The 21,423-nt window shown below is 72.9% G+C and carries 20 protein-coding genes and 1 tRNA gene; 6 read left to right on the forward strand and 15 right to left on the reverse strand.

The features are described 5' to 3' along the window. Positions 1-4: 4 nt before the first annotated feature. Genes cbiQ through O7615_RS03035 form a run of 3 tightly spaced genes read right to left on the reverse strand, consistent with a single transcriptional unit; the run spans position 5 to position 1,915 of the window. Positions 5-772 (reverse strand): cobalt ECF transporter T component CbiQ, encoded by a 768-nt coding sequence (gene cbiQ, locus O7615_RS03025; RefSeq protein ID WP_278175650.1) that lies wholly within the window; start codon positions 770-772, stop codon positions 5-7. Between the two features lie 7 nt (positions 773-779). After that, on the reverse strand, positions 780-1,202 hold the full coding sequence (locus O7615_RS03030) for a PDGLE domain-containing protein (protein WP_278175652.1): 423 nt from the start codon (positions 1,200-1,202) through the stop codon (positions 780-782). Then, positions 1,199-1,915, reverse strand: a complete 717-nt coding sequence (locus O7615_RS03035; RefSeq protein WP_278175653.1) for an energy-coupling factor ABC transporter permease — start codon at positions 1,913-1,915, stop codon at positions 1,199-1,201. The genes O7615_RS03030 and O7615_RS03035 overlap by 4 nt, the downstream gene beginning before the upstream one ends. A 197-nt stretch (positions 1,916-2,112) precedes the next feature. On the opposite strand from O7615_RS03035, the gene bcp reads away from it, so the two are divergent. The 3 genes from bcp to O7615_RS03050 all read left to right on the forward strand — a co-directional run bounded on the left by bcp (position 2,113) and on the right by O7615_RS03050 (position 3,338). Then, entirely contained in the window at positions 2,113-2,589 is a 477-nt protein-coding gene (gene bcp / locus O7615_RS03040; protein ID WP_278175654.1) for a thioredoxin-dependent thiol peroxidase, read from the forward strand. 123 nt (positions 2,590-2,712) lie between these two features. After that, positions 2,713-2,796 (forward strand) — tRNA-Leu (locus tag O7615_RS03045). A gap of 17 nt (positions 2,797-2,813) precedes the next feature. Next, positions 2,814-3,338, forward strand: coding sequence for a GNAT family N-acetyltransferase (locus O7615_RS03050; RefSeq protein ID WP_278181960.1), 525 nt, complete (start codon positions 2,814-2,816; stop codon positions 3,336-3,338). Between the two features lie 90 nt (positions 3,339-3,428). On the opposite strand, the gene O7615_RS03055 is transcribed toward O7615_RS03050, so the two are convergent. The 4 genes from O7615_RS03055 to O7615_RS03070 form a co-directional block, all read right to left on the reverse strand. Then, positions 3,429-4,454, reverse strand: coding sequence for an expansin EXLX1 family cellulose-binding protein (locus O7615_RS03055; protein WP_278175655.1), 1,026 nt, complete (start codon positions 4,452-4,454; stop codon positions 3,429-3,431). Between the two features lie 64 nt (positions 4,455-4,518). Then, a complete protein-coding gene (locus O7615_RS03060; RefSeq protein WP_278175656.1) occupies positions 4,519-4,815 on the reverse strand; it encodes a hypothetical protein in 297 nt (98 codons plus the stop codon). Positions 4,816-4,916: 101 nt separating this feature from the next. Further along, positions 4,917-5,735: an MOSC N-terminal beta barrel domain-containing protein gene (locus O7615_RS03065; protein WP_278175657.1), complete on the reverse strand. Its 819-nt coding sequence runs from the start codon at positions 5,733-5,735 to the stop codon at positions 4,917-4,919. Positions 5,736-5,739: 4 nt separating this feature from the next. After that, positions 5,740-6,573: a class I SAM-dependent methyltransferase gene (locus O7615_RS03070; protein ID WP_278175659.1), complete on the reverse strand. Its 834-nt coding sequence runs from the start codon at positions 6,571-6,573 to the stop codon at positions 5,740-5,742. A 352-nt stretch (positions 6,574-6,925) separates the two neighbouring features. On the opposite strand from O7615_RS03070, the gene O7615_RS03075 reads away from it, so the two are divergent. Together O7615_RS03075 and O7615_RS03080 are read left to right on the forward strand one after the other, a co-directional pair. Next, a complete protein-coding gene (locus O7615_RS03075) occupies positions 6,926-7,837 on the forward strand; it encodes an LCP family protein (protein ID WP_278181961.1) in 912 nt (303 codons plus the stop codon). 110 nt (positions 7,838-7,947) lie between these two features. Further along, on the forward strand, positions 7,948-9,555 hold the full coding sequence (locus tag O7615_RS03080) for a sugar transferase (RefSeq protein ID WP_278175660.1): 1,608 nt from the start codon (positions 7,948-7,950) through the stop codon (positions 9,553-9,555). A gap of 31 nt (positions 9,556-9,586) precedes the next feature. On the opposite strand, the gene O7615_RS03085 is transcribed toward O7615_RS03080, so the two are convergent. The 3 genes from O7615_RS03085 to O7615_RS03095 are packed head-to-tail and all read right to left on the reverse strand — an operon-like array spanning position 9,587 to position 13,157. Next, positions 9,587-10,570, reverse strand: a complete 984-nt coding sequence (locus O7615_RS03085; protein WP_278175661.1) for a glycosyltransferase family 4 protein — start codon at positions 10,568-10,570, stop codon at positions 9,587-9,589. Beyond that, a complete protein-coding gene (locus O7615_RS03090; RefSeq protein WP_278175662.1) occupies positions 10,567-11,469 on the reverse strand; it encodes a glycosyltransferase family 2 protein in 903 nt (300 codons plus the stop codon). Before O7615_RS03090 ends, O7615_RS03085 begins: the two co-directional genes overlap by 4 nt. Next, a complete protein-coding gene (locus tag O7615_RS03095; RefSeq protein WP_278175663.1) occupies positions 11,466-13,157 on the reverse strand; it encodes an O-antigen ligase family protein in 1,692 nt (563 codons plus the stop codon). Before O7615_RS03095 ends, O7615_RS03090 begins: the two co-directional genes overlap by 4 nt. 405 nt (positions 13,158-13,562) lie before the next feature. Between O7615_RS03095 and O7615_RS03100 the strand changes: the two genes are divergently transcribed. Beyond that, positions 13,563-15,263 (forward strand): hypothetical protein, encoded by a 1,701-nt coding sequence (locus O7615_RS03100; protein ID WP_278175664.1) that lies wholly within the window; start codon positions 13,563-13,565, stop codon positions 15,261-15,263. A 21-nt stretch (positions 15,264-15,284) separates the two neighbouring features. On the opposite strand, the gene O7615_RS03105 is transcribed toward O7615_RS03100, so the two are convergent. The 5 genes from O7615_RS03105 to O7615_RS03125 are packed head-to-tail and all read right to left on the reverse strand — an operon-like array spanning position 15,285 to position 21,314. Beyond that, positions 15,285-16,799: a flippase gene (locus O7615_RS03105; protein ID WP_278175665.1), complete on the reverse strand. Its 1,515-nt coding sequence runs from the start codon at positions 16,797-16,799 to the stop codon at positions 15,285-15,287. Beyond that, entirely contained in the window at positions 16,796-17,881 is a 1,086-nt protein-coding gene (locus O7615_RS03110) for a glycosyltransferase family 4 protein (RefSeq protein WP_278175666.1), read from the reverse strand. The genes O7615_RS03105 and O7615_RS03110 overlap by 4 nt, the downstream gene beginning before the upstream one ends. Further along, a complete protein-coding gene (locus tag O7615_RS03115) occupies positions 17,878-18,951 on the reverse strand; it encodes a glycosyltransferase (protein ID WP_278175667.1) in 1,074 nt (357 codons plus the stop codon). Before O7615_RS03115 ends, O7615_RS03110 begins: the two co-directional genes overlap by 4 nt. After that, positions 18,948-20,102 carry a glycosyltransferase gene (locus O7615_RS03120; protein WP_278175668.1) on the reverse strand — a complete coding sequence of 385 codons (1,155 nt, stop codon included), beginning with the start codon at positions 20,100-20,102 and terminating at the stop codon, positions 18,948-18,950. The genes O7615_RS03115 and O7615_RS03120 overlap by 4 nt, the downstream gene beginning before the upstream one ends. 12 nt (positions 20,103-20,114) lie before the next feature. Beyond that, entirely contained in the window at positions 20,115-21,314 is a 1,200-nt protein-coding gene (locus O7615_RS03125) for a glycosyl transferase family 1 (protein WP_278175669.1), read from the reverse strand. Positions 21,315-21,423: the final 109 nt, after the last annotated feature.

A 21,423-nucleotide genomic window follows, 5' to 3' on the forward strand; every position in this document is an offset into this window, starting at 1 on the left:
TCGATCATGTCAGGACGGCGGCGGTGGCGGCGACGGTGCCCGCCAGCATCGGCACCGTGGCGGCGATCAGCCACTGGCCGGTCGTCGCCGCACCCGCGCCCTGCCACACCGGCATCCGACCGGCGTAGCCGCGCGACAGCATCGCCAGGTAGACCCGCTCGCCCCGCTCGAAGGCGCGCAGGAACAGCGCGCCGATCCCGGCGGCGAAGCCGCGCAACTGCCACACGAAGCGCGGATCGTCACCCCGGGAGATCCGGGCCACCCGCATCCGGCCGGCCTCGCCGACCAGCACGTCCAGGTAGCGCAGCATGAAGGTGGCGATCTGGGTGAGGATCTGCGGGCAGCGCAGCCGGTCCAGCCCGACGATCAGGTCGCGGGTGGTGGTGGTCGCCGCCAGCAGCAGCGACGCCCAGACGCCCAAGGTCCCCTTGGCGATGATGTTCCACGCCCCATAGAGGCCGTCGACCGAGAGGCTCAGCCCGGCCACGTCCATCCGCTCGCCGGCGCCGAGGAACGGCAGGGCGAAGGCGAAGAGCACGAACGGCAGCTCGATCGTGGACCGCAGGAGCAGCCAGCGGGCGGTCACCCGGGCCAGCGCCGCGACGGCCGCGACCAGCAGGGCGTACGCGCCGAAGGCCCAGAGCGCCTCGCGGGGGGTGGCGACCACGGCGATGGTGAACGCCACCATCGCCGCGATCTTGACCTCGGGCGGCAGCCGGTGCACCGGCGAGTCGGACTCCCGGTACAGCACGTGGGCGTGCCCGGCCCCCATCCGACCGCTACCCCTGGCTCGGGGCGGGCGCGCCCGGCCGCTCCGCGTCCGACGACCCGGCCGTGCCCGACGACCCGGTCGCGTTCGGCGCCTGCTCCGGGCCGCGCCGGCGGACCAGCCAGAAGGCGCCGCCGGCCACCGCGAAGGTCAGCAGGACGCCCAGCACTCCGGAGAGCCCGGTGGAGAGGTAGTCGTTGTCGAGGCCGGCGATGCCGTAGTCGGCCAGCGGCCCGCCGATCTCGTGCTCCTTTGCCTCCTCGGCCGGGCAACTGCCGCCGGTGATCTCGTCGTCGGCGTTGAAGGTGCAGCCCTCCCGCAGCGACGAGTCCAGCCCGTCGGGGTGGGACGAGGCGAAGTTGCTCACCACGCCGGCCAGCAGCAGGGCCACCAGCAGGCCACCGGCGATGAAACCCCAGGACCGCTTCCTCACTTGACACCTCCGACGACCGGGGCGGATGCCGGCGCGGCCGGCTTCAGGGCGCGCAGCGCGTACACCAGGTCGGGGCGGACCTTCGCCACGGTGACCACAGTGGTGGCCGTGATCAGGCCCTCGCCGATGCCGATGAACAGGTGGGACACGGCCATGGTTCCGGCCAGACCGGCCAGGTTGCCGCCCAGGTCGGTGGTGCCGCCGAGCCAGTACTGCAGCACGAAGCCCATCGCCGCGACCACCACGCTGACCAGCGCGGCGACGAAGGCGGTGACCGCCAGCCCGGTCGGCGTACGCGGCAGCACCCGTAGCAGCAGCGCGATCAGCAGGTACGCCACCGCGATGCCGATGACGGCCATGTTGGTGATGTTGAGACCGAGCATGGCCACTCCGCCGTCGCCGAAGACGAGGGCCTGCACCACGAGCACCACCGCGACGCAGAGCGCGCCGACCCAGGGCCCGACCAGCATGGCGGCGAGCGCGCCGCCGAGCAGATGGCCGCTGACCCCGGCGGTGAAGATCGGGAAGTTGAGCATCTGCACCGCGAAGATGAACGCGGCGACGAGGCCGGCCATCGGCGCCAGCCGGTCGTCCAGGTCCTGCCGGCCGCGCGCGACGCAGAACGCCATCGCCGCCAGCGCGATCGCCGCGAAGACCGCCGCGACGGGACCGTTGATGATCCCGTTCGAGATGTGCATCGCCAGAATGTCCACGCGACCTCCCACGTGTCGGCGGGCCCGTGCCCGCCGGCAGGGGTGAGCCTATTTCCCATACCACGCTGTTGCCAATATCTGGCAAGAAACACGGCCTGCCAATAGTTGGCAAACACCGACCCTGATCATGTTTGCCGTCCGTACCGGGGCGGGGCGGCGGGCGCGGGGGCCGCGCCGGGCGGCGGTAGGGTCGTGCCATGACCGCACCCGCTCGCCTCTCCCCCGGTGACCCGGCGCCCGAGTTCAGCCTCCCCACCGACACCGGTGGGCAGCTCACGCTGGCGGACCTGCGCGGCCGCAAGGTCATCCTGTACGCCTACCCGGCCGCCATGACCCCCGGCTGCACCAAGCAGGCCTGCGACTTCCGCGACTCGTTTGCCTCGCTGAAGGCCGCCGGTTACGAGGTGGTCGGCATCTCACCGGACAAGCCGGCGAAGCTGGCGACGTTCCGCGAGCGCGACGCGATCACGTTCCCGCTGGTCGCCGACACCGACAAGGTGGTGCTGACCGCGTACGGCGCGTACGGCGAGAAGCAGTTGTACGGCCGCACCGTGACCGGGGTCATCCGCTCGACGTTCGTCATCGACGAGGACGGCAAGATCGAACGGGCGCTCTACAACGTCAAGGCCACCGGTCACGTCGCCAAGCTGCGCCGCGACCTCGGCCTGGACTGACGGCGCGACCCGGGCCGCACCGAGGGGCGACCGCGCAGACGGTGTGACGGCACAACCGGTTCAGCTCCACAGTGCGCCGGACGGACGCCGCTGTCCGGCGACGGTCTAGACTCTCTCAGGCTGGCGGGAGTGGCGTAACAGGCAGCCGCGCAGGTCTTAGGAACCTGTGTCCGTGAGGACGTGGGGGTTCGAATCCCCTCTCCCGCACCGTGAGGATGACCGAGGTGAGTCTGCGTTTCGTCCTCGACCCCGAGCTGACCCCTGACCTGCGTGAACGGATCGTCGCGCTCTGGGTCGACGTGACCAACGCCGGCGGCGCGGTCGGCTTCGTTGCTCCGATCACCGCCGAGCAGGTACGCACGATCGCCGACCCGACGCTCGCCGGCATCGCGGACGGTCCGGACCGGCTGCTGCTCGGCTACGACCATGACCGGCTGGTGGCCATGGCGATCTTCACCGATCCACGCTTCCACCTGAAGACGCATCTGCGGGTCCTCACCCGGGTGATGGTCCACCCCGACACGCAGGGCCGCGGCTTCGGCGCGGCGCTGATGCGCGAAGCCGAGCGGATCGGCCGTCACCTCGGGCTGGCCGCCCTGCACGTGACCGTGCGGGACGGGCTCGGGCTGGACCGCTTCTACCGGCGGCTCGGTTACCAGGAGGTGGGCCGCTGGCCCCGCGCCCTACGCGTCGCCCCCGGCGACGACCGCGACGAGATCCTCATGTGGCTCAACCTGACCAACACGTAACAGCCCCACCCCACCCCACCCCACCCCACACCCCGTTGATCATGAGGTTGACGAGTGTCTTGGAGATCGAAGTCGACGCCAACCTCATGATCAACTTGGGTGAGTGGGGGTGGGGGTGGCGCAGGTGGGGGGTGGGGTGGGTGGGGGTGGGGGGTCGGCGGGCGCCGCGGCCGCTGGGAGCGGCGGGGGTGCGGTCGTCGCGCTGGCATCCGGTTCCGGGCTGGCCGAGGGCGACCGTGCGGCAGTCGTCGACCGGGGCGGTGGCGTCGACCGGGGCGAAGACGACGGTCGGGCCGCTACGGCGCCGTACATCCGGACGGCGCCGCGCTGCACCTGGCCGGGAGCCATCCTGATGCCGGTGGCGGTGACCCGGTGGCCCCGGGTGTCGGTGACCCGGATCTGGTACGGGCCGGGACCGGCACCGGAGTCGATCACCCAGTAGTTGTAGCTCTCCCGGTCGGCCGCCCGCCACGCACCCGAGCTGCCCTGGCGTACCTCGACGGAACGCAGCGGGTTGCCGTGGCCGGCGACCAGCACGGCGAACCACCACTGCGACGCGCCCTCCTTGATCCGGAAGGTGAGCGGGCCGGGCAGCGGCGGGTCGGCGAGCAGGCGGTAGCTGACGTCGACGACGCCCTGCACCGGGTCGGCGATCCGGGCGAATGCCTCCCTGGACAGGTCGACATGACCGGGAGCGCACTCGGGGCATTGGTCCATCACCATGACGCGCACCGTGCCCTTCGGCCCGGTCACGTCGAGATATCCGCCGCAGGACGCACCGTCGGCGTACCCGTCGGGGCCGAGCGCGACGTAGAGCCGGTCGGCGGGGGCGGCGGGATAGGAGCAGTTGCCGCCCGCGCCCTTCGAGTCGTAGAAGGTGGCCTTTCCCTTGTGGAGGGTGCCAGCGGCGGGCGGGGCGAGCAGCGCACCGGCGGCCGGCAGGGCGCCGCCGGGACGGGCCGGCGCGGCGCAGGCGGGCGCGGCGCCCGAGCGGAGCGCGAGGCTGAGCCCGAAAACCGTGGCGAGCGTGGCGACGGCCCCGCCGGCCAGCCAACGACCCAGCTGGGAACGCTGGGCCGAGGTCCGGCCGGCGGGGCCGTCGGTTCCGTCGGTCACGTGGACACATGCTGCCTGAGCGGCAGCCGGCCGGACAAGCGAGCTAAGCGAAAGCTAAGAGAGATCAGCTCTGCCGGCCGGCGGTGTCGACCAGGCGACGCAGCGGCGCGACCGCGTCCGGTCGGCCACGCAGCGCGTCCTCGAGCCGGACCCGCCACACGCCGGCCTCGACCAGGTCACGGCCGTCGTCCGGGGCCACGCGCAGCCGGTCACGCGTCTCGCGCAGCGACCGCGCCATCTCGTCGCCCAGGAGTTCGCCCAGCTCACCGGCGATTCTGGTGAAGCGTTCGTCGTCGGGTACCGCCCCGACCAGCGTCCGGGCCGCGTCCCACGCCACCCGGGGATGATGGATCACCGACATCTCGGACTCCTCGGTCGAGCTTCCCTTCGGCCATCATCGATCCGACCGACCGTCGACGGCAAGCGATACCCGCCGGTCGGCGCCGGAGGTGAGCCGGGTGGTCAGTCGGTCAGCTCCAGCGGGTCGCCGAGCCGCAGGTGGCCGGCCTGGAGCGGGACGAGGTTCAGCCCGAACAGGAGCTTGCGGTCGATGTTGCGGTGCCGGGCGAGGGTACGCAGCGGTTCCCGGTCGCGTACCCCGGTCTCCTGGTCGATCGTGGTGACCAGGCAGCGGGCCGACGGGCCGGCGGCGCGGAAGCGGACCGCACCGATCCGCAGGCCGCGCCCGGCCCAGCCGTCCTCCGCCCAGGCGGGGGCGCCGTCGACGACCAGGTTGGGCCGGAAGCGGGCCATCGGCACCGGCTCCGCGCCCGCCGCGACGAGCCAGTCGCCGAGCGCCGCCAACGATGCGGTGCTGGCCAGCAGCACCGGGTACGCGTCGGCGAAGCTGACCTGGTCACCGGGGTCATACTCCTTGTCGCCCCGCCGGATGTGCCGGGCCGGCTGGGCGAGCCAGACCAGCCGGACCGGCCGGTCGAGCACCGCACCGAGCCAGGCATCCGCGGCGGGGCCGGCGGGTAGCGCGTCAACCCGCAGCAGCCGGCGGCGGAAGGTCCGCACCGCTACCGGCGCGGCACCGGCCGGTTCGGGCACCAGCAGCTCCGGATGGCCCTCCGCGCACAGCAGCAACCCGTCCGGTCCGCACCGGGCGTGCACCCGGACCAGCGCCGCGACGTCCCGCTGGGTGACACCGACCCCGTCGGCGTCGACAATCATCCAGCGACGATCGCCGTCCAACCCCCACGGTCGCACGCCGGCCTCGTCGTGGCCGAGGCCGTGACAACCCTTGACCGGGTACGTGTTGATCTCGCTCAGCCGCACCCGCCTACCATGCCACGCCGATACCGTCCCCCGGGTACCAGTGATTCGCGGGGGTCTCCCGGTAGGCGAGGAACCGCCGGCCGGTGCGTTCGGCGTGCTCGGCCAGCACGTTGGTGTGGGTGACGTTGTCGGTGAGCAGCATCGCGCCCGGGGCCAGCTTCGGCTCGACGGCGTCGAACTCGCGCCGCTCGTACGCCCGGCTGTGGTCGCTGTCGTGCAGGAACAGGTCGACCGGCCGGTCCAACCCGGTGATCGACTCGACCGAGTCGCCGATGACCAGGTCGATCACGTCCGACCAGGGCGCGGTGCGGGCGAGGTACCCGGCCTCGGGGTTGATGTCGATGGAGCTGACCCGACCGGGGTGCCCCTCGGCGGCGTTACGCAGCAGCGCGGCGGCCAGTACGCAGCTGCCGAGCCCCTTGTCGACACCGGTCTCCACGATGTGCTCCGGCCGGCGGGCGCGGACGATCGCGTACCAGCCGATGCGGCGGGCGTACCGGACCTGCCGGTCGGCCAGGCCGCGGCGGGCGGCGCTGGCGACGGCCGAGGTGATGTGCTGCCGCAGCGCGTCATCCGACTCGATCTCCGCAAGGTATTCGCGGACCTGCTTGACCGGCAGCTCGCAGACGACGCTGACGAACCAGGCGAGATGGCTACGACTGAGCTTGGTCAGCTCGTACGTGTAGTTGTGATGTTCCCGGGAGGCGACCAGCCAGCGGGCCGAGGTGCGTAGCACCTTGGCGTCGTGACGGGCGACGGCGACCAGGCGTTTCGGAAAGGCGGCGACGGGGGCGAGGCGGGTACGCGCGATCGCCCGACGCAGTTTGACGGCATCCACCGCTGGGTTCTACCAGACCGAGGGAAACACCGGGGTAACAAATGGGGACGGGTCGATCGGGGCATTTCTACAATGTCCACCCGGCACCCCGGTCCCGGCATATGCCGAAACACGAATGGAACGGATGGGGGAATGCGCGCGGGAAGCCGAAATCAGTAGCATCCTTCGCATGCACCAACACCACGGGGATATCGAGACCGAGACGCTGCTCTTCGACCGGCCGCCGGCGGCGTCGACCGCCGACGAGCAGTCGACGCCGGAGCCGACCACCGAGAGCCCGCCGCGGCGCCGTCGATGGCGGCGGATCGCGCTGATCAGTGGCCTGGTCGTGGTGCTGCTCGCCGGAGCCGGCATGGTCGCCGGTGGGCTGTACTACCGCTCGGTCGAGTCCAGTATCGAACGGGTCGACGCCTTCGAGGGCGTCCCGGAGGAGTCCCGGCCCCAGGTCGTGGCGACCGGCGCCATGAACATCATGATCCTGGGCAGCGACTCGCGCGACCCGGACAACACCTCCGGATCCCGCACCGACACGATCATCCTGGCCCACCTGCCGAAGGACCGTTCGAGTGCCCAGCTCATCTCGATCCCCCGGGACACCTGGGTGAGCGTGCCGAGGTCCGCCGAGGGGCGGGGCGGCCGGGATGCGAAGATCAACGCCGCGTACGCCTGGGGTGGCGTGCCGCTGATGGTGCAGACGGTCGAGAAGTTCACCGGCGTCCGCATCGACCACGTAACGATGGTCGACTTCGCCGGCTTCAAGGAAATCGTCGACGCGCTCGGCGGCATCGAGATCACCGTCGAGAAGGGCTTCACCTCGCGGCACTCGCTCAATCCGGACGGCCGGCGGGAGTTCGCCGCGGGCAAGCAGACCATGGACGGGGCCGCCGCCCTGGACTACGCCCGCGAGCGGTACGCCTTCGCCGACGGTGACTTCACCCGCATCAAGCACCAGCAGCAGGTCATCAAGGCGATCCTGGACAAGGCCGCCTCCGGTGGCACGCTCGCCAGCCCGGCGAAGCTCAACTCGTTCGTCCGGGCCACCGCGGACGCGGTGGCGGTGGACGAGTCGATGTCCCTGTTGGACCTCGGGATGGAGCTGCGCCACCTGCGCGGCGGCAACCTCGACTTCTACACCTGCCCGACCAAGGGCACCGGCCGGATCGGCAACGAAAGTGTCGTGCTGGCCGACACGGCAAAGGCAGAGCGGCTCTTCGACGCGGTCCGCCGCGACTCGGTGCCGGACATCCAGTCCGCCGCGAAGTAGGAAGGTGAACCGAGCTTTCCTACGATGGCGGTCAATATCGCCCGGCCGTATCCTGCGGTCGCCCTGAGTCTTGTTGCGCGGCCGAGGGTTCCACGGGGGGAGCGCCAACCATGACAGGCCAACCGACGATGAGCCATCCCGCGCCCGCCGGGCCGTTCGGTGGGCTGCCCGAGCAGGCGACGCCGCGACGGCACGACATCGCCGCTGACCAGGCCTGCCTGGCCGAGCTGGCCGCCCCCGCGCGGGCCGCCCCGGCCATGGCCGCCGCTCCGACGACCGCCCCGGCCATGGCCACCGCTCCGGTGACCGCTGCCGCCGGGGTCGCCGGGGCACGCGCCGGTCTGCAGACGACCGCGGTCCTGCCGTACGCCCGGTCCCGGGCCTCGTCCCGCACACGCTGGGTGCGCGCGTGGATGATGACGCTCCCCATCGACGTCGCCGCGCTGCTCACCCCGTTGGCGCTGAGCCAGAACTACTGGCGCGGGACGCTGGCCAACGCCGTGCTCACCGTGGCCATCTTCGCGGCCGGCGGGCTCTACCGCCCCCGCCGGCACGTGAGCATCCTCGACGAGCTGCCGGGCCTCGGCGGCCGGCTGCTCGCCTCCGCCGCGGTGGTGGCCATCATCGCGGCGGAGCGGCACTCGTCGGTCGCGTACGTCGGCGGTTTCATGCGGGGCGTGGCGCTCTCGGCTCTGTTGGTGATCGCCGGTCGGGCGCTCAGTCGTGCCCTCACCATCCTGACCCGCAAGCGCCGGTGGGTGGAGCACAACGCCATCATCATCGGCAGCGGGCCCATCGGGCTCGAACTGGCCCGGATGCTGCGCCGCTACCCGCGCTACGGCCTCCGGTTCGTCGGGTGCGTGGACGCACCATCGCGACAGGAGACCGGGACGCTCCCGCTCACGGGCAGCCTGGACGACCTGGAGAGCCTGATCCGGCTGGTGGACTGCGAGGTCCTGATCATCGCCGATCCGGACTGCCCGGAGTCCGCCCTCATGGAGACCCTGCTCCGGCCCCGCAGCTCCCGCTGCGACCTGTGGGCGGTGCCACGCCTGTGGGGCTCCCGCTCCCAGGGCGGATATCCCGACCACATCGGCGCCATCCCGATCGTCAAGATCAGCGACATCACGTTCTCCGGTCCACGGTGGGCCATCAAGCGGGCATCGGATCTGCTGTTCTCCGCCGTCGCGCTGATCACGCTGAGCCCGCTGCTGCTGCTCTGCGCCATCGCCACCCTCGCTGACGGCGGCCGGGGCATCTTCTTCCGCCAGGAGCGGATCGGCCGGCACGGCCGACCGTTCAAGGTCATCAAGTTTCGGACCATGCGCCCGGTGGACGAGCAGGAGGCGCAGACCAACTGGTCCATCGCCCACGACCGGCGCGTGGGCCTGATCGGCCGGTTCATGCGCCGCACGTCGTTGGACGAGTTGCCCCAGCTGTGGAACATCCTGCGCGGCGAGATGAGCGTGGTCGGTCCGCGCCCCGAGCGGCCGTACTTCGTGGAGAAGTTCTCGGCGGAGTACCCGAACTACGCGGCGCGCCACCGGGTTCCCGTCGGGCTCACCGGCCTCGCGCAGGTCAGTGGCCTGCGCGGTGACACCCCGATCTCCGACCGGGCCCGGTTCGACAACTACTACATCGAGAACTGGTCGCTCTGGCTCGACGTGAAGGTCGTGCTGCGTACGGTCGCGGAGGTGTTCCGCGCCGGCGGGCGCTGACCGGGACGGTCGGATGGCCGGCGGCCGGTCGCTACCCAGCGGCCGGCCGCGACCGCCTCGCCATCGCCTCGTCGATCGCCGCCGACCAGCGTTGCGCGAAGCGCTCCAGGCTGTTCTCCGTCCGTACGAACGCGGTGGCCTCGGCAACCGCCCGCTGCCGGGACGGGACCAGCGTCAACGCCCGGCCGAACTCGTCCAGGTCACCGGCCGGTGCGGTCAGGTCGCGGTAGGCCGGCAGGTGCGCGACAAGGGTACGGACGTAGCCGACCCGGGTCGTCACCACCGCCGTGCCGCTGGCCATCGCCTCCAGAATGGCCAGTGAACACGCCTCGTAGTCGCTGGGCGCGAGCACGCAGTCCACCGCCTGGAGCCAGGTCCGCAGCTCCGTCGGCGACAGCACACCGAGGCTTGTCGCGCCGTCGACCGAGCCCGAGCCGGCGGTCAGCAGCCGATAGCCGGCGCGGGACGCGGCAGCCACCGCGATGTCCGGCCGCTTGCGCGCCTCCGCCCGGCCGACGAAGAGCGCGAGCTTCTCGTCCGCGGGTACCCGCACCTGTTTGCGGGCGGCGGCACGGTCGCCGATGGCGAACGTCGTGGTGTCGATCCCGTTCGGGATCACCCGATGGACCCGGAGCCGGTACCAGTGCGCCACCTCGGCCGCGGTCGGCGCCGAGACGGCCACCCGGTACGCGTTGGCGCCCGCCCAGATCTCCCTCACCGCACCCTTGACCAGGAACTGTGTCCTCCAGGGCAGCGAGTAGTCGTTGGTCCGCGACCCCAACCGCACGTGGTCCACCCAGCATCCGTGGTAGACGTGGATCCGTGGGGTCGCCGTGCGTCGGCTGACCATCCCGTTCGTGATCGACAGGTCGTGCGGGACCTTACCGACATCGGCGGCACCGACGACGGTGGCGACGCCGCCGAGCCGTCCGATGACATCGCGGAGCGTGTGACAGAACCGCTCGACGCCGCCGGAGTTGCTCGCCGGATTCGGGCTGACGATCGCGACCCTCATCGTCGCGTCCACCGAGTGAGGCGCCGTCCGGCGGCCCTGGCCAGCGGTTTCATCCGCCGGACCAGCAGCGCCGTCTGCTCCTGGACCGGTCCGCGGAGCAGGCCCTGCCCGCGCAGCCAGGCACCGTGCTTGCGCAGGAAGTACCAGTTGTTGCGGAGCACCGAGTACTCGTACCGGAGCGTCGACTGCCGATCGATGCCGCCGCCACGCCGCGACCTGATGTACGTGTAACCCCGATCAGTCACCACCACCCGGTGACCCGCCCGCGCCGCCGACACGTACAGGTCGGTCTCCTCGCGGTAGAAGTTCCCGCGGTAGGACTCGTCGTACGCGACCCCGTCGAAGACCGATCGGCGGAACAGCGCGTTGGCGGGCATCCAGATGCACGGCGCCCAGGCCGTCTCCGGAAAGAGCCCGGGTCGGTCCAGTTGCGGGCCGCCGGGCGCTCGCTGCGCCCGCGCCACCAACGCCTCGACGTCCTCCGCCTCGCCGAGGTTGAACCAGGGCACGCCGACGATGTCGGCGCCCGCCTCCTGCGCGACGCGAAGGAGCGCGGGGACCAGATTGTCGCTGGGGATGTCGTCGTCGTCGATGACGAGCACCCATTCCGAGGTCGCGGCGCGGATCCCCATGTTCTTGGCCCGCGGAGGGCCGACGTTGCGCTCGTTGACGATGACGCGGAGCCGCGAGTCCTGGCCCGCGAGGGCCCGCAGCCGGGCCACGGTGTCGTCGGTGCTCCCGTCGACGACGAAGATCACCTCTCGCACGACCGGCTGGCCCAGGGCCCAGCGCGCTCGCCCGTCGGCGAGCTGGCTCCGGTTCCGGGTGGGGACCACCACGGACACGGTGGCCGCACCCTGACGGTTCGCCTCACCGTCCCGCAGCGGCGCACCGGTCACCAGGAGCTCCACACCGGGCTCTGCCGGACTCCGCGCTGGCTGCTGGCCCACTGGGCGAGGATTCCGGCCGCGACACCCGTCACCAGCGGCCACCGGCTCGTCTCGGACAGAAACGGCGCGGTCATCAGACACGGCGGCGCGATCAGGCAGAACGCGGCCGCCGCGCGAACGACGACATCGCTGTCGGGATCGCGCAGACGCGCCAGTGCCGCCAGCCCGGCGACCAGGAAGAACAGCACCACCAGCAGCGGCGCCACGGGACCGTACCGCAGCCAGTCCTGCAGCAGTTGGTTGTGCACGTAGACCCGCTCGGCCTCGTCGGCGGCCATGCCGGTGATCTGGGGCGCGAGCGGTCCCACCCCGGTCCAGAGGTTCGCGCGTACGTGTTCCCACCCGAGTTGGAGATCGCTCAGGTGACCGCCGGTCGACGCGGCCTGGTGGTCGGCGCTCACCGGCGGCGTCGGGCCGGGTTCGGCGGGCGGGTTCGGCGGCTCGGGCGGCGGGGCTTGCTCGGCGGGCGGTGCGGCGCTGGCCGGCCCGGCTGGTTCACCCGTCGCGGGTGGGGCACTGGTCGCAGGCGGGGCGGTCGTCGCGGGCGGGGCGGTCGTCGTAGGCGGGGCACCGGTCGCGGGCGGGGCAGTCGTCGCGGGCGCCGCGTCGGTCGGGGCGGAATCGTTACCGAGCCCGAGGCTGCCCGCACTGCGGAGGCCGACATCCGCGGCGAGGCCCGGCGCGGCGAACACCACCGCCGCGACCACCAGGCCCGCGAACGCGAGCTGCTGGACCATCCGCCGCCACCGTGGCCAGGCGACCACGAGGAGGACGGTGACGACGACCAGAACCGCGAGCCAGACGCTGCGGCGGAAGCTGATGACGATCAGCAGTGGCGCCGCGACGGCCACGGTCAGGTGCCGCCAGTCCCACCGCCACCCGGCTGAACCGAGCATGCCGATGAACACCGCCGCCGCGATCGCGGGCAACGCCGAATCGTAGTAGACGAAGTAGGCGCTCAGGCGTTCGTCGGCGATCTCACCGAGGGGAATGGCGATCGCCGCCGCGACCAGCAGGCCGATCAGCGCCGCTCCGACCGTCGGGGGAAGCGACTTCCGGTCCTCGGGTAGCCACCGCAGGCTCATCCCGATGACCAGCCCCAGGACCAGCAGGACGAACGGTCGGGCGTTCTGGTTGACCGCCGAGAAGATCGACTGGCCGTGCAGCAGGCCGACACTGGTGGCCACGACGACGAGGGCGGCGGCGAGCCCGAGCAGCGCCCCGCCGAGGGACCGGAGCCGAGGGCGCTCCGCGGGCCACCACCGGGCGGCGCCCGCGAGCGCGGCGGTCAGCGCGAGCGGCAGGACGACGGGGATCTTCCCGGAACTGATCAGCAACTGGTGGCCGAACGTCGTCAGCTCACCGAAGCGCTCGTTGGGCTTGATCTCCTGGGCGAGCACCGCCACGAGCACGATGCCAGCTACCGGCAGACGAAGCACGAGCAGCGGCAGGGCGACCGCCAGGACGATCCCGGCCGGTGCCGGCAGTGCCCATGCGATGTACGCGGCGGAGAACGCCGCCACCACCCACGACGCCCATCCGAGCGGATGCCGCACGGTGGCGACCACGGGACCGAGGGCGCGGGACACCGGATGCGGCCCGTGTTCCGCCTCGGCGCCGGACCTCGGGGAACTCACGGGCTGGCCGGGGAGATGGGGCTCGGCGCCGACGCCCGAACCAGTCGAAGTCCCTGTGGAACCCATTGCCGCCTCTGCCCCGTGACCGGATCCCGCCGGCCCGTGCCGACCCGGAACCCACTGACAACAACGCCGAACCGGTTGCCGTGACAGTCGCGGGACGACCACGACCGAGGCGCCACCGTGATCGGCGCGATCGGACATTGTGGTGAGTCGAACATCACGGCACGGCGGCCGTCGCGGGCTCACAGTATCAGGCCCGACGAGGGCGAGCGCCATCGGAAGTTTCGCCCGGCGAACCCACGGCCGCCAGGGTTTCAGTACGATGCCCGCGACGTGTTGCGGTCCCACCGAATGCGCCGTCACGGCCTCCCGCCGAGGTTGCCGACCACTCCCGGAGCCAAGATGATCACCCGCCGCAGCCTGCTCGCCGTCGCCGGCGGCATGGTTCTGGCCGGCGATTCCCGGCGACCGGGGCGCACGGTGCTGCCCGCACCCTCCGGAGGCGACGACACCACGGCGCTCAACACCGCCCTCCGTGCCGGCGCGGGCGGCCTCGTCCACGGCCGCCCGGGCGCGCACTACCAGGTCAGCGCCCCGCTCGTGGTGCACGGTGGCACGACGCTGATGATGGCGGAGTGCACGGTCACCCTGGCGTCGGGCAGCGGCTGCAACCTCCTGACCAACCGGGCGGTCACCGGCGGCGGCCGGGACCGGGACATCACCGTGATCGGCGGCAGCTGGGTGCGGGCCGACGGGGTGGGCGGCGTCGGCCCGGACCTGCACACCATGCGGTTCCGGCGGGTGGACCAGCTGCTGCTTCAGGGGCTGGCGGTCAGGACCTCCGGCGACAAGTACGCCATCTCCCTCGGCGACGTCACCGACGCCACCGTCACCCGGATCGCGTTCGACGTGGGGTCCGACGGCGTACACCTCCAGGGGCCGGCCGCTCGGACCAGGATCGCCACGATCCGAGGGGCGACGGGTGACGACACGGTCGCCATCACCCCCCGCGACTGGCGGGCCTACGACGACGTGTCCGGCCCGGTCACCGACACGGTCATCGAGGACATCGACGTGGTCTCGGCCGCGACGCTGGTCAAGGTGCTCGGCGGAGCGCCCGAGACGGCAGCGCTGCGGACCACCGTCCGTGACGTGGCCGGCCGCGCGGCCAACAACGTCATCTGGGTCGGCGACGACACCGCCGAGTGGCGTACCACCGGCGGCCGGGTCGACGACCTGGTCGTGGAGCGGGTCGGCGCCGAGACGGTGCCCGGCCGGCACGTCGTGTACCTCAACGGTTCCCACCTCGGAAGCGTCCTGGTCCGGGGCCTGGCCTTCGCCGATCCCGGGGCGGACGGGGCGCTGCTGCGGATCTCGCCGCTGGCCGCGGCGACCGTCGCGGAGCTGACCGTCGAGGACGTCGATGTCACCCACCTCGGCGCCGGGCCGGTCGTGGCCGTCGACGCCACGGCCCGGATCCAGCGGCTACGGGTCGACCGGCTGACCGTCGCCGCGTCGGACGCCGGCGCCCGGGTCCTGCAGGTCGCTGGCGCGGTGGACGAGCTGACCGTGCGGTCGGTCAGCGTCGCCGCCCCCGGCGACAGCTACCTGCTGGAGCTTCCCCAGTGGGCGGCGGACGCCACGGTGGGCCAGGCGAGCGTGTCGGACGCCGGTGTCACCGGCCGGGGTGGGGGCCTGGTCGCCGCCCGGGCGGCGACCCACCGGCTGCCCCGGGTCGCCCTCACCAACGTGCGGACCACGGGAAAGGCATGGTTGGCCGACCTGAACACCCGCACCGAACTGCTGCTGTCGCGGGTCACCGTCGACGACACCACCGGCGGAGTGGCGAGGGTGCACAGATCGGGCGCGGCGGTGGTCCGGGGCAACACCCTGCGGACCGCCGCCGGTGCCCAGGGAGTGTCGGTCGGCTCCGGCGGTGCGGTCACCTCGTACCTGCTGGATCTCGCCGTCGACGTCAGCCGGCTCGTCCGGGCGGAGGGCAGCTCGGCCACGAACACGAACGCGCAGCTGCCGTGCGGCCTCGGCCCGGTGGTGTGCACCGGGCTGGTCTGGCAGAACCTGCACACCGGCGCCACGTACTGACCGGGGCGCAGCCGGGCTTTGTCACAGCGCCCGGCGGGAGAGTACGCGCCGGAGGTCCGCCACGGTGAGTGCCCGGGAAGCCAGCACCGCCACACCGAACATCCCGGCGGCCATCGCCGCCTCGACCGGCCAGGGCAGCCGGACCAGCCAGAGCAGAGCGATCGTGGCGGCCCCGGCGACGAGGACGCTCGCCATCTCGCGTACGGGCAGCCGGGACGTCATCACCCGGGCGGCCAGCAGGCAGGTCGAGACGCCGATGACCAGTTCGGTACCCGCCGCGACCGCCGCCGCGCCCGTTGCCCCCCAGCGGGCGCACGCCCAGAACTGGGCCGCGAGGTTGACCACCGCCACCGAGACGGTCAGCACCGCGATCGGCCGGACCAGGCCGAGCGCCGAGCAGATCGTGGTGCCGACGTAGCCGAGGGCGACGCCGACGAAGGCCACGGCGAGCAGCATCAGGGGCGTGACCGCCGGGCCGTAGTCGTCGCCGTAGAGGTACCCGACGAGCGCGGGGGCGAGCGCGATGAGCAGGACCGCCGTGCCGGCACCGATCACCACACCGGTACGCGCCGCCAGGCTGAAGATCAGGTTTCGCCGATGGGGGTTCCCGGCCAGGCTGGTCGCCACGATCGGCAGCAGCGGCGCCACCAGCATGGCCGGGCCGAGCTGGGCGACGTCCAGGAACTTGTAGGCGGCCGCGTAGTAGCCCACCTCGGCGGCGCCCTGGAGATGGAACAGGATCACCGAGCCGAGCCGGTAGTAGGCCATCACCGCGAGCGAGCTGATCGCGAGCGGCCAGCTCAGCGCGAAGATCCGACCCGCCTCCGCCCAGGACGGCCGGCCGAGCGGCACCAGCCGCCGGTTGATCAGCACGCCGATGCCGGTCTGCACCATGACGACACCGACGAAGAACCAGGCGAGCAGGACGACGTCGCCGCCGGTACGGGCGATGACGACGACCGCCGTCAACCAGAGGACGCCCTGCACGAGAGCGAGGATGGCCGACACCTCGGGGCGGAAGCGGGCGGTCGCCCCGGCGGTGAGGATGGCTGCCGCGGACAGCGGTGTGGCGATCGCGATCACGCTGACCACCGCGCTGGACTCGCCGAACCACCCCAAGCCGGCCGCGACGAGCAGGGCGACGGTCGCCGCCAGCGCCACCGCCGTGCGGATGACCAGGCCGGTGCCGAGGATCCGGCCGGCGGACTCCCTGTCCCGCGCGATCCGCGAACTCACGGTGATCGTGGTGCCCATGTCGGCGACCTGTGCCGCCGCCGTGCCGAGGGTGAGCGCGAGGGCGAAGACGCCGTACCCCTCCGGGTTCAGGTAGCGGGCGAGCACGGCGGTGGTCGCCATGCCCACGACCATGCCCACCAGCCGCAGCCCGAGGGAGAGGCCGGTCGCCATGCTGAGCCCGCGCGCCGACCGCGATGCCTGCGCCGGGACGGACGCCGCGCCCGGATCCGCCGGGCCGGTGCCGGCCGGGGTGGCACCCCGGTCCCCCGACTCGGCCGTCGTCGGTCCAGGCGAGGTCACCGGCGGCACTCCCCGAAGATCTGTTCGTACGCGTCCAGCCAGGCCTGCCGACCGTGCCGATGCTCGACGTACGCTACGCCGCTGCCCCGCAGCTCCAGCAGCGCCGTCACCGTCCCGACCGTCAGGTCCGCCGGATCCGCGATCACGAGACCACCGCAGCGGGGCACCAGCTCGGTGCCGGGGTCGCCGTGGAACGCCACGATCGGCAGCCCACTGGCGGCGGCTTCGAGGACGCAGGTCGGCGTACCGTCGGTCGCCGCCCCGCAGTAGAGGTAGAGGTCGGCGGCGGCGAGCAGGTCCGGCACGTCCTCCCGGTGACCGGTGAAGTGCACATCGGCGTTGCCCGCGCTGAGCCGCTCCAACCGCTCGCGGTCCGGCCCGTCGCCGACGACGACCAGGGCACAGCCGCTGGCCAGTGCCGCCGCGATCGCCCGGTCGTGGCGCTTGGCACCGTGCAGCCGGGCGGCCAGGATCGCCACCCGGCGATCCTGGAAGTGGCTCGGCAGCAGCTGCTCGCGCAACGCCGCCCGGGTCGCGGCCGGCGGGGCGGTGTAGCGCCGGGTGTCGATCGCGTTGGGCACCACGACGAGCTTGCTCCCGCCGATCACCGGTACCAGGTCGTCGGCCACCGCCTCGCTGACGCAGACCACCCGCGCGACGTGCGCGGCGGCGCGCACGTAGCCCGCGAGGAGCAGCCGACCGGCCGGGCCGCCCATCCATCGCCCGTGCTCGGTCCAGACCACCGGCGCGCGGCGGGCCAGCGGTGCCGTCAGCGCGATCTGTTCCCGCTTGAACTGCAGGTAGTAGAGCGAGGAGTCGGCGATCTCCCGGATTCGGTGCCGTTCCAGAGGCACCCGCAGGATTCCGGCGGCCATCGTCCGGCGCGACCACTTCGGCCCGAGCGCGATCTCCCGCCGGTCGAGGCCGTGTTCCTCCCAGCCCGGGCAGCGGCCGTACAGGATGACGTCGTGGCCGCGCTGCCGCAGCCCCTGCCCGAGCGCGACGGTGTGCGCCTCGGCACCACCGGCGGTGTCCGAGACGGAGATCACCGTGACGGTCGACGTGGACCCGGCGGTCCTCACTGCCGGCTCCTGGTCCGGCTCTGCTGGGCGACGGTGTACTCGTGCCGGAAGCGGTCGGCGGCGCCGGCGGCGTCGAGCGGCCTCGCACCGGTGTCGTACGCGGTCACGACGGCGTCGCGGACCGCCGGGATGCTGGTGTCCCGAGCCACCGCGGTGGCCAGCTCGCCCAGCCCGCCGCACGGCACCACCGCGGTCGGCACGCCCAGCCGGGCCGCCACCGCGACGACCCCGGACTGGCTGGCGATCTCATACGGCGCGACGACGACGTCGGCGGCGGCGACCAGCGCGGTGAACTCGTCGACGTCCAGGTAGCGGTAGGCGGTCGCCACCGCCGCGCCGGTCGCCGCGATCAGCGCGTCCACCCGCCGGCCCGGTCCGAGGTCCTCGCCGACCACCGCGCCCCGCCAGCCGGTCAGCTCCGCCAGCACCCGGACGAACAGCTCCGGGTTCTTGTCGTCGCGGACCTGGCCGGGCAGCAGGGCGAGCGGTGCCCCGTCCGGCGCCAGCTCGGCACGCCAGCGCTCGACGAGGGCCGGGTCGGCCGGTGGGGTCCACTGCACGAGGGGAACCCGGGCGACGTTGGCCACCCCGCGGTCGAGCAGCCGTCGCCGGTCGGCCTCGGAGTAGACGAGAACCCGGTCGGCGTCGCCGAGCGCGCTGCGCAGCGCCCGGCCGCCGCCGGGGGCGTGGGACCGGACGAACGTGTTGTGCGGGCTGGCCACGATGGTCGCCTTGCGGCGCCGCGCCACCGACAGCAGTTCCGGGGTCAGCGCGAACATGCCCTGCACGTGCACGACGTCCGCCGCGTCGATCGCCCGGTACAGGTGCGGCAGCGTCCGGAGGAGGTACCGCGCCGACGTCCCCGCCTGCCTGACCAGCCGGTGGGGCGACGCGCGATACCAGGTGACGCAGTGGCACAGGGGCACCGAGGCCGGCGCCGCGTCGCAGTCGTCAGCGGTGTGCACCACCACGTCCGCACCGAGCCCCACCAGGCCGGCGGCCAGCTCGACGGTGTGGTTGAAGACGCCACCCCGGCCGCCCGACTCGATCAGGTGCACCCGCCGGATCACGACACGACCCTCCGGCTGGCGAGGTCCGCCACGGCGTCGACCATCCCGCCCAGGGTCCGGGACCAGCCGAGCGCCGCGCAGCCCCGCCATCCGGCGTGCTCCCGCTCGTGCCGGGCCGGGACGTTCCGCAGCGCGTCGACGACCGCCGCCGCGAAGGACGGCGGCTCGGCACCGACCCGATGGGCCCCGGCGTCGCGTACGGCGTCCGGCAGGCCCGACGCGGCGAACGGACTCATCACGACGGTCCGCGCCCGCGACAGCGACTCGGTCAGTTTCAGCTGCGAGCCGCCGCCGGTGGTGGCCGGGGCGACGGTCACCGCGGCGGCGGCGTACGCCTCCGACACGTCGTCGAGCGTGCCGAGGACGGTGACCCCGGCAACCGTGGCGAACTCCGGGGCCAGTGCCTCGCTACGCCGGCCGGCGATCACCAGCCGGGCCTCGGGGGACTCGGCGCGCACCAGCGGCCACACGTCGCGGATCAACGCACGCAGCGCCCGCACGTTCGGCTCGTAGTCGTACGACGCCAGCGCGAGGACGTAACCATCCGGTGGCGACGGACGGTACGGCCAGCGGTCTACGCCATTCGGGGCGAGCACGACGGCGTCGCTCCATTCGCGCAGCACGGTCTGGTCCGGCCGGGAGAGCGCGACGCAGAAGGCGGCGCGGGCGGCCACCCGGGGCTCCCAGAAGCCGGCCTTGGCCGCCTCGGCACCGCGGGCCATCCGTTGCCACCCCCGGGTCGAGGCCGTCAGGGTTCGCAGGCGGTGACGCTCGACGTTGGCGAACTCGACGACGTTCGGCACCCGCCGGGTCGCCGGCGGCGCCCACGCCGCCAGGTAGGAGTGGGACCAGTACACCGCGTCGGGCCGGAACCGCGCGCAGAGCGCGTCGAGGGAGTCGGCGACCGGCGCCAGGTAGTGCCCGCCGAGGTGCGGCCGGCCGGAGATCCGGGTACGCAGCGCCGACGGTGCCGACCAGGGCAGCGGGTGCGTCTGCACCGGCGGGTCCGGTTCCCGCCGGCCGTGGTCGGGGAAGGCGACCAGCAACTCGCCCTGCCGGCCCAGCGCCTCGGCCACCCGGGCGGTACGGATCCGCCCGCCGTGCTGCGCCGGCCAGGGCGGCTCGACGCTGACCACCAGCACCCGGCTCATGCCGGCGCTCCGCTATCGTGCACCGGCCAGCTCGCCCTTCAGCAGCGACCGCAGCGCCGCGCCACGGCCCTCCCACCCGTGTGCCGCCGCACTCGCCATCCGGTCGGCCAGCACCGTGTCGGTGACCGGCTCGACCAGTTCCACCAGGCGGGCCGCGAAGCCGTCGCCCCCGGCCACCGTCACGTGCGGGTTGGCGCGGGCCAGTTCGGTCACCGAGGGCAGCCCGGTGCTCAGCACCGCCAGTCCTGAGGAGAGGTACTCGAAGCACTTCAGCGGGCTGACGCCCCGGGTGTAGTCGTTGATCGCGTACGGGATGAGCCCCACCGCGCAGCTGCCGGCGGCCTCGGCCAGCTGGGCGGGTGTGAGGACGCCGAGGTGTCGGGCGCCCAGTTCCGCCAGTCGCCGCAGTTCCGCGTCGAAGCTGCCCCCACCGGCGGCGAGCGGACCGGCCAGCAGCAGCTCACCCCGCCCGCGCAGGGCGATGGCGACCGATTCGAGGAGCCGCAGGTCGAGCTTGTGGACGGTGAGATTCCCGGAGAAGAGGACGGCGGGGCGGCGCTCGGCCGCCGGCCTGCTCGCCGCCGTGAAGACCGACACGTCCGCGACGTTCGGCAGCAACTCGATCCGGGGGAAGCCGGCGGCGGCGAGGTGCTCGTGGACGGCCCGGCTGGTGGCGATGGCCACGGCGGTGCGCCTCGACAGGGCGCGCTCACCCCGACCGACGGCGACCCCGTCGACGCCGGGGAAGGTCGCCAGCAGGTCCACGCAGTGGTAGACGACGACGTCCGCAGCGGACTCCAGGCCGTATGTCACCGGGGTGAATGTCCAGAGCACCCGCGGTCGTGGACTGGCCAGCCAGTGGCTGGTGGCCCGGCGCAGCAGTGCCCGGTTGAGCGGACGTGTCGGCGTCCGGTGCACCGGCAGCACGAGCGGGGACACGATCCGCGCCCCGGCCGGCCGGGGTCGGTGCGTCGGAGTCTCGGCCCGGTCGCCGAACGCCCGGCGTACCCGCGCGGCCACGCGGACGATGTCGTCCCGCCGGAGCTTGGGTCGGCGCAGGCCCAGCGACTCGACGAACGTCACGTTCGTGGTACGGGCGAGTTCCCGCGCGACATAGTGCTGGTTCGTCGCGATCGGGGAGTCCCACTCGGCCGTCCCCAGCATCAGCACGTTCGCCACCGGAACGTCGCTGAGTGGGGCATGCTCCGGCACCGAGGCCGCCACCATAAGTCATCTCCAGCTCGCCGTGCGCTGCCCGGCGCAAGGGTAAGGGAGGCGGCGGCCGAAACCAACACCCGGTCGTCGGCACCGGCCCGGAGCC

The sequence above is a fragment of the Micromonospora sp. WMMD1082 genome, assembly GCF_029626175.1.
Lineage (GTDB): Bacteria > Actinomycetota > Actinomycetes > Mycobacteriales > Micromonosporaceae > Micromonospora.

Excerpts from the sequence above, each read along its gene's own strand:
- cbiQ (WP_278175650.1), bottom strand. The coding sequence starts at position 772 with ATGGGGGCCGGGCACGCCCACGTGCTGTACCGGGAGTCCGACTCGCCG.
- bcp (WP_278175654.1), top strand. The coding sequence starts at position 2,113 with ATGACCGCACCCGCTCGCCTCTCCCCCGGTGACCCGGCGCCCGAGTTC.
- O7615_RS03060 (WP_278175656.1), bottom strand. The coding sequence starts at position 4,815 with ATGTCGGTGATCCATCATCCCCGGGTGGCGTGGGACGCGGCCCGGACG.
- O7615_RS03075 (WP_278181961.1), top strand. The coding sequence starts at position 6,926 with ATGGTCGCCGGTGGGCTGTACTACCGCTCGGTCGAGTCCAGTATCGAA.
- O7615_RS03080 (WP_278175660.1), top strand. The coding sequence starts at position 7,948 with ATGACAGGCCAACCGACGATGAGCCATCCCGCGCCCGCCGGGCCGTTC.
- O7615_RS03085 (WP_278175661.1), bottom strand. The coding sequence starts at position 10,570 with ATGAGGGTCGCGATCGTCAGCCCGAATCCGGCGAGCAACTCCGGCGGC.
- O7615_RS03100 (WP_278175664.1), top strand. The coding sequence starts at position 13,563 with ATGATCACCCGCCGCAGCCTGCTCGCCGTCGCCGGCGGCATGGTTCTG.
- O7615_RS03120 (WP_278175668.1), bottom strand. The coding sequence starts at position 20,102 with ATGAGCCGGGTGCTGGTGGTCAGCGTCGAGCCGCCCTGGCCGGCGCAG.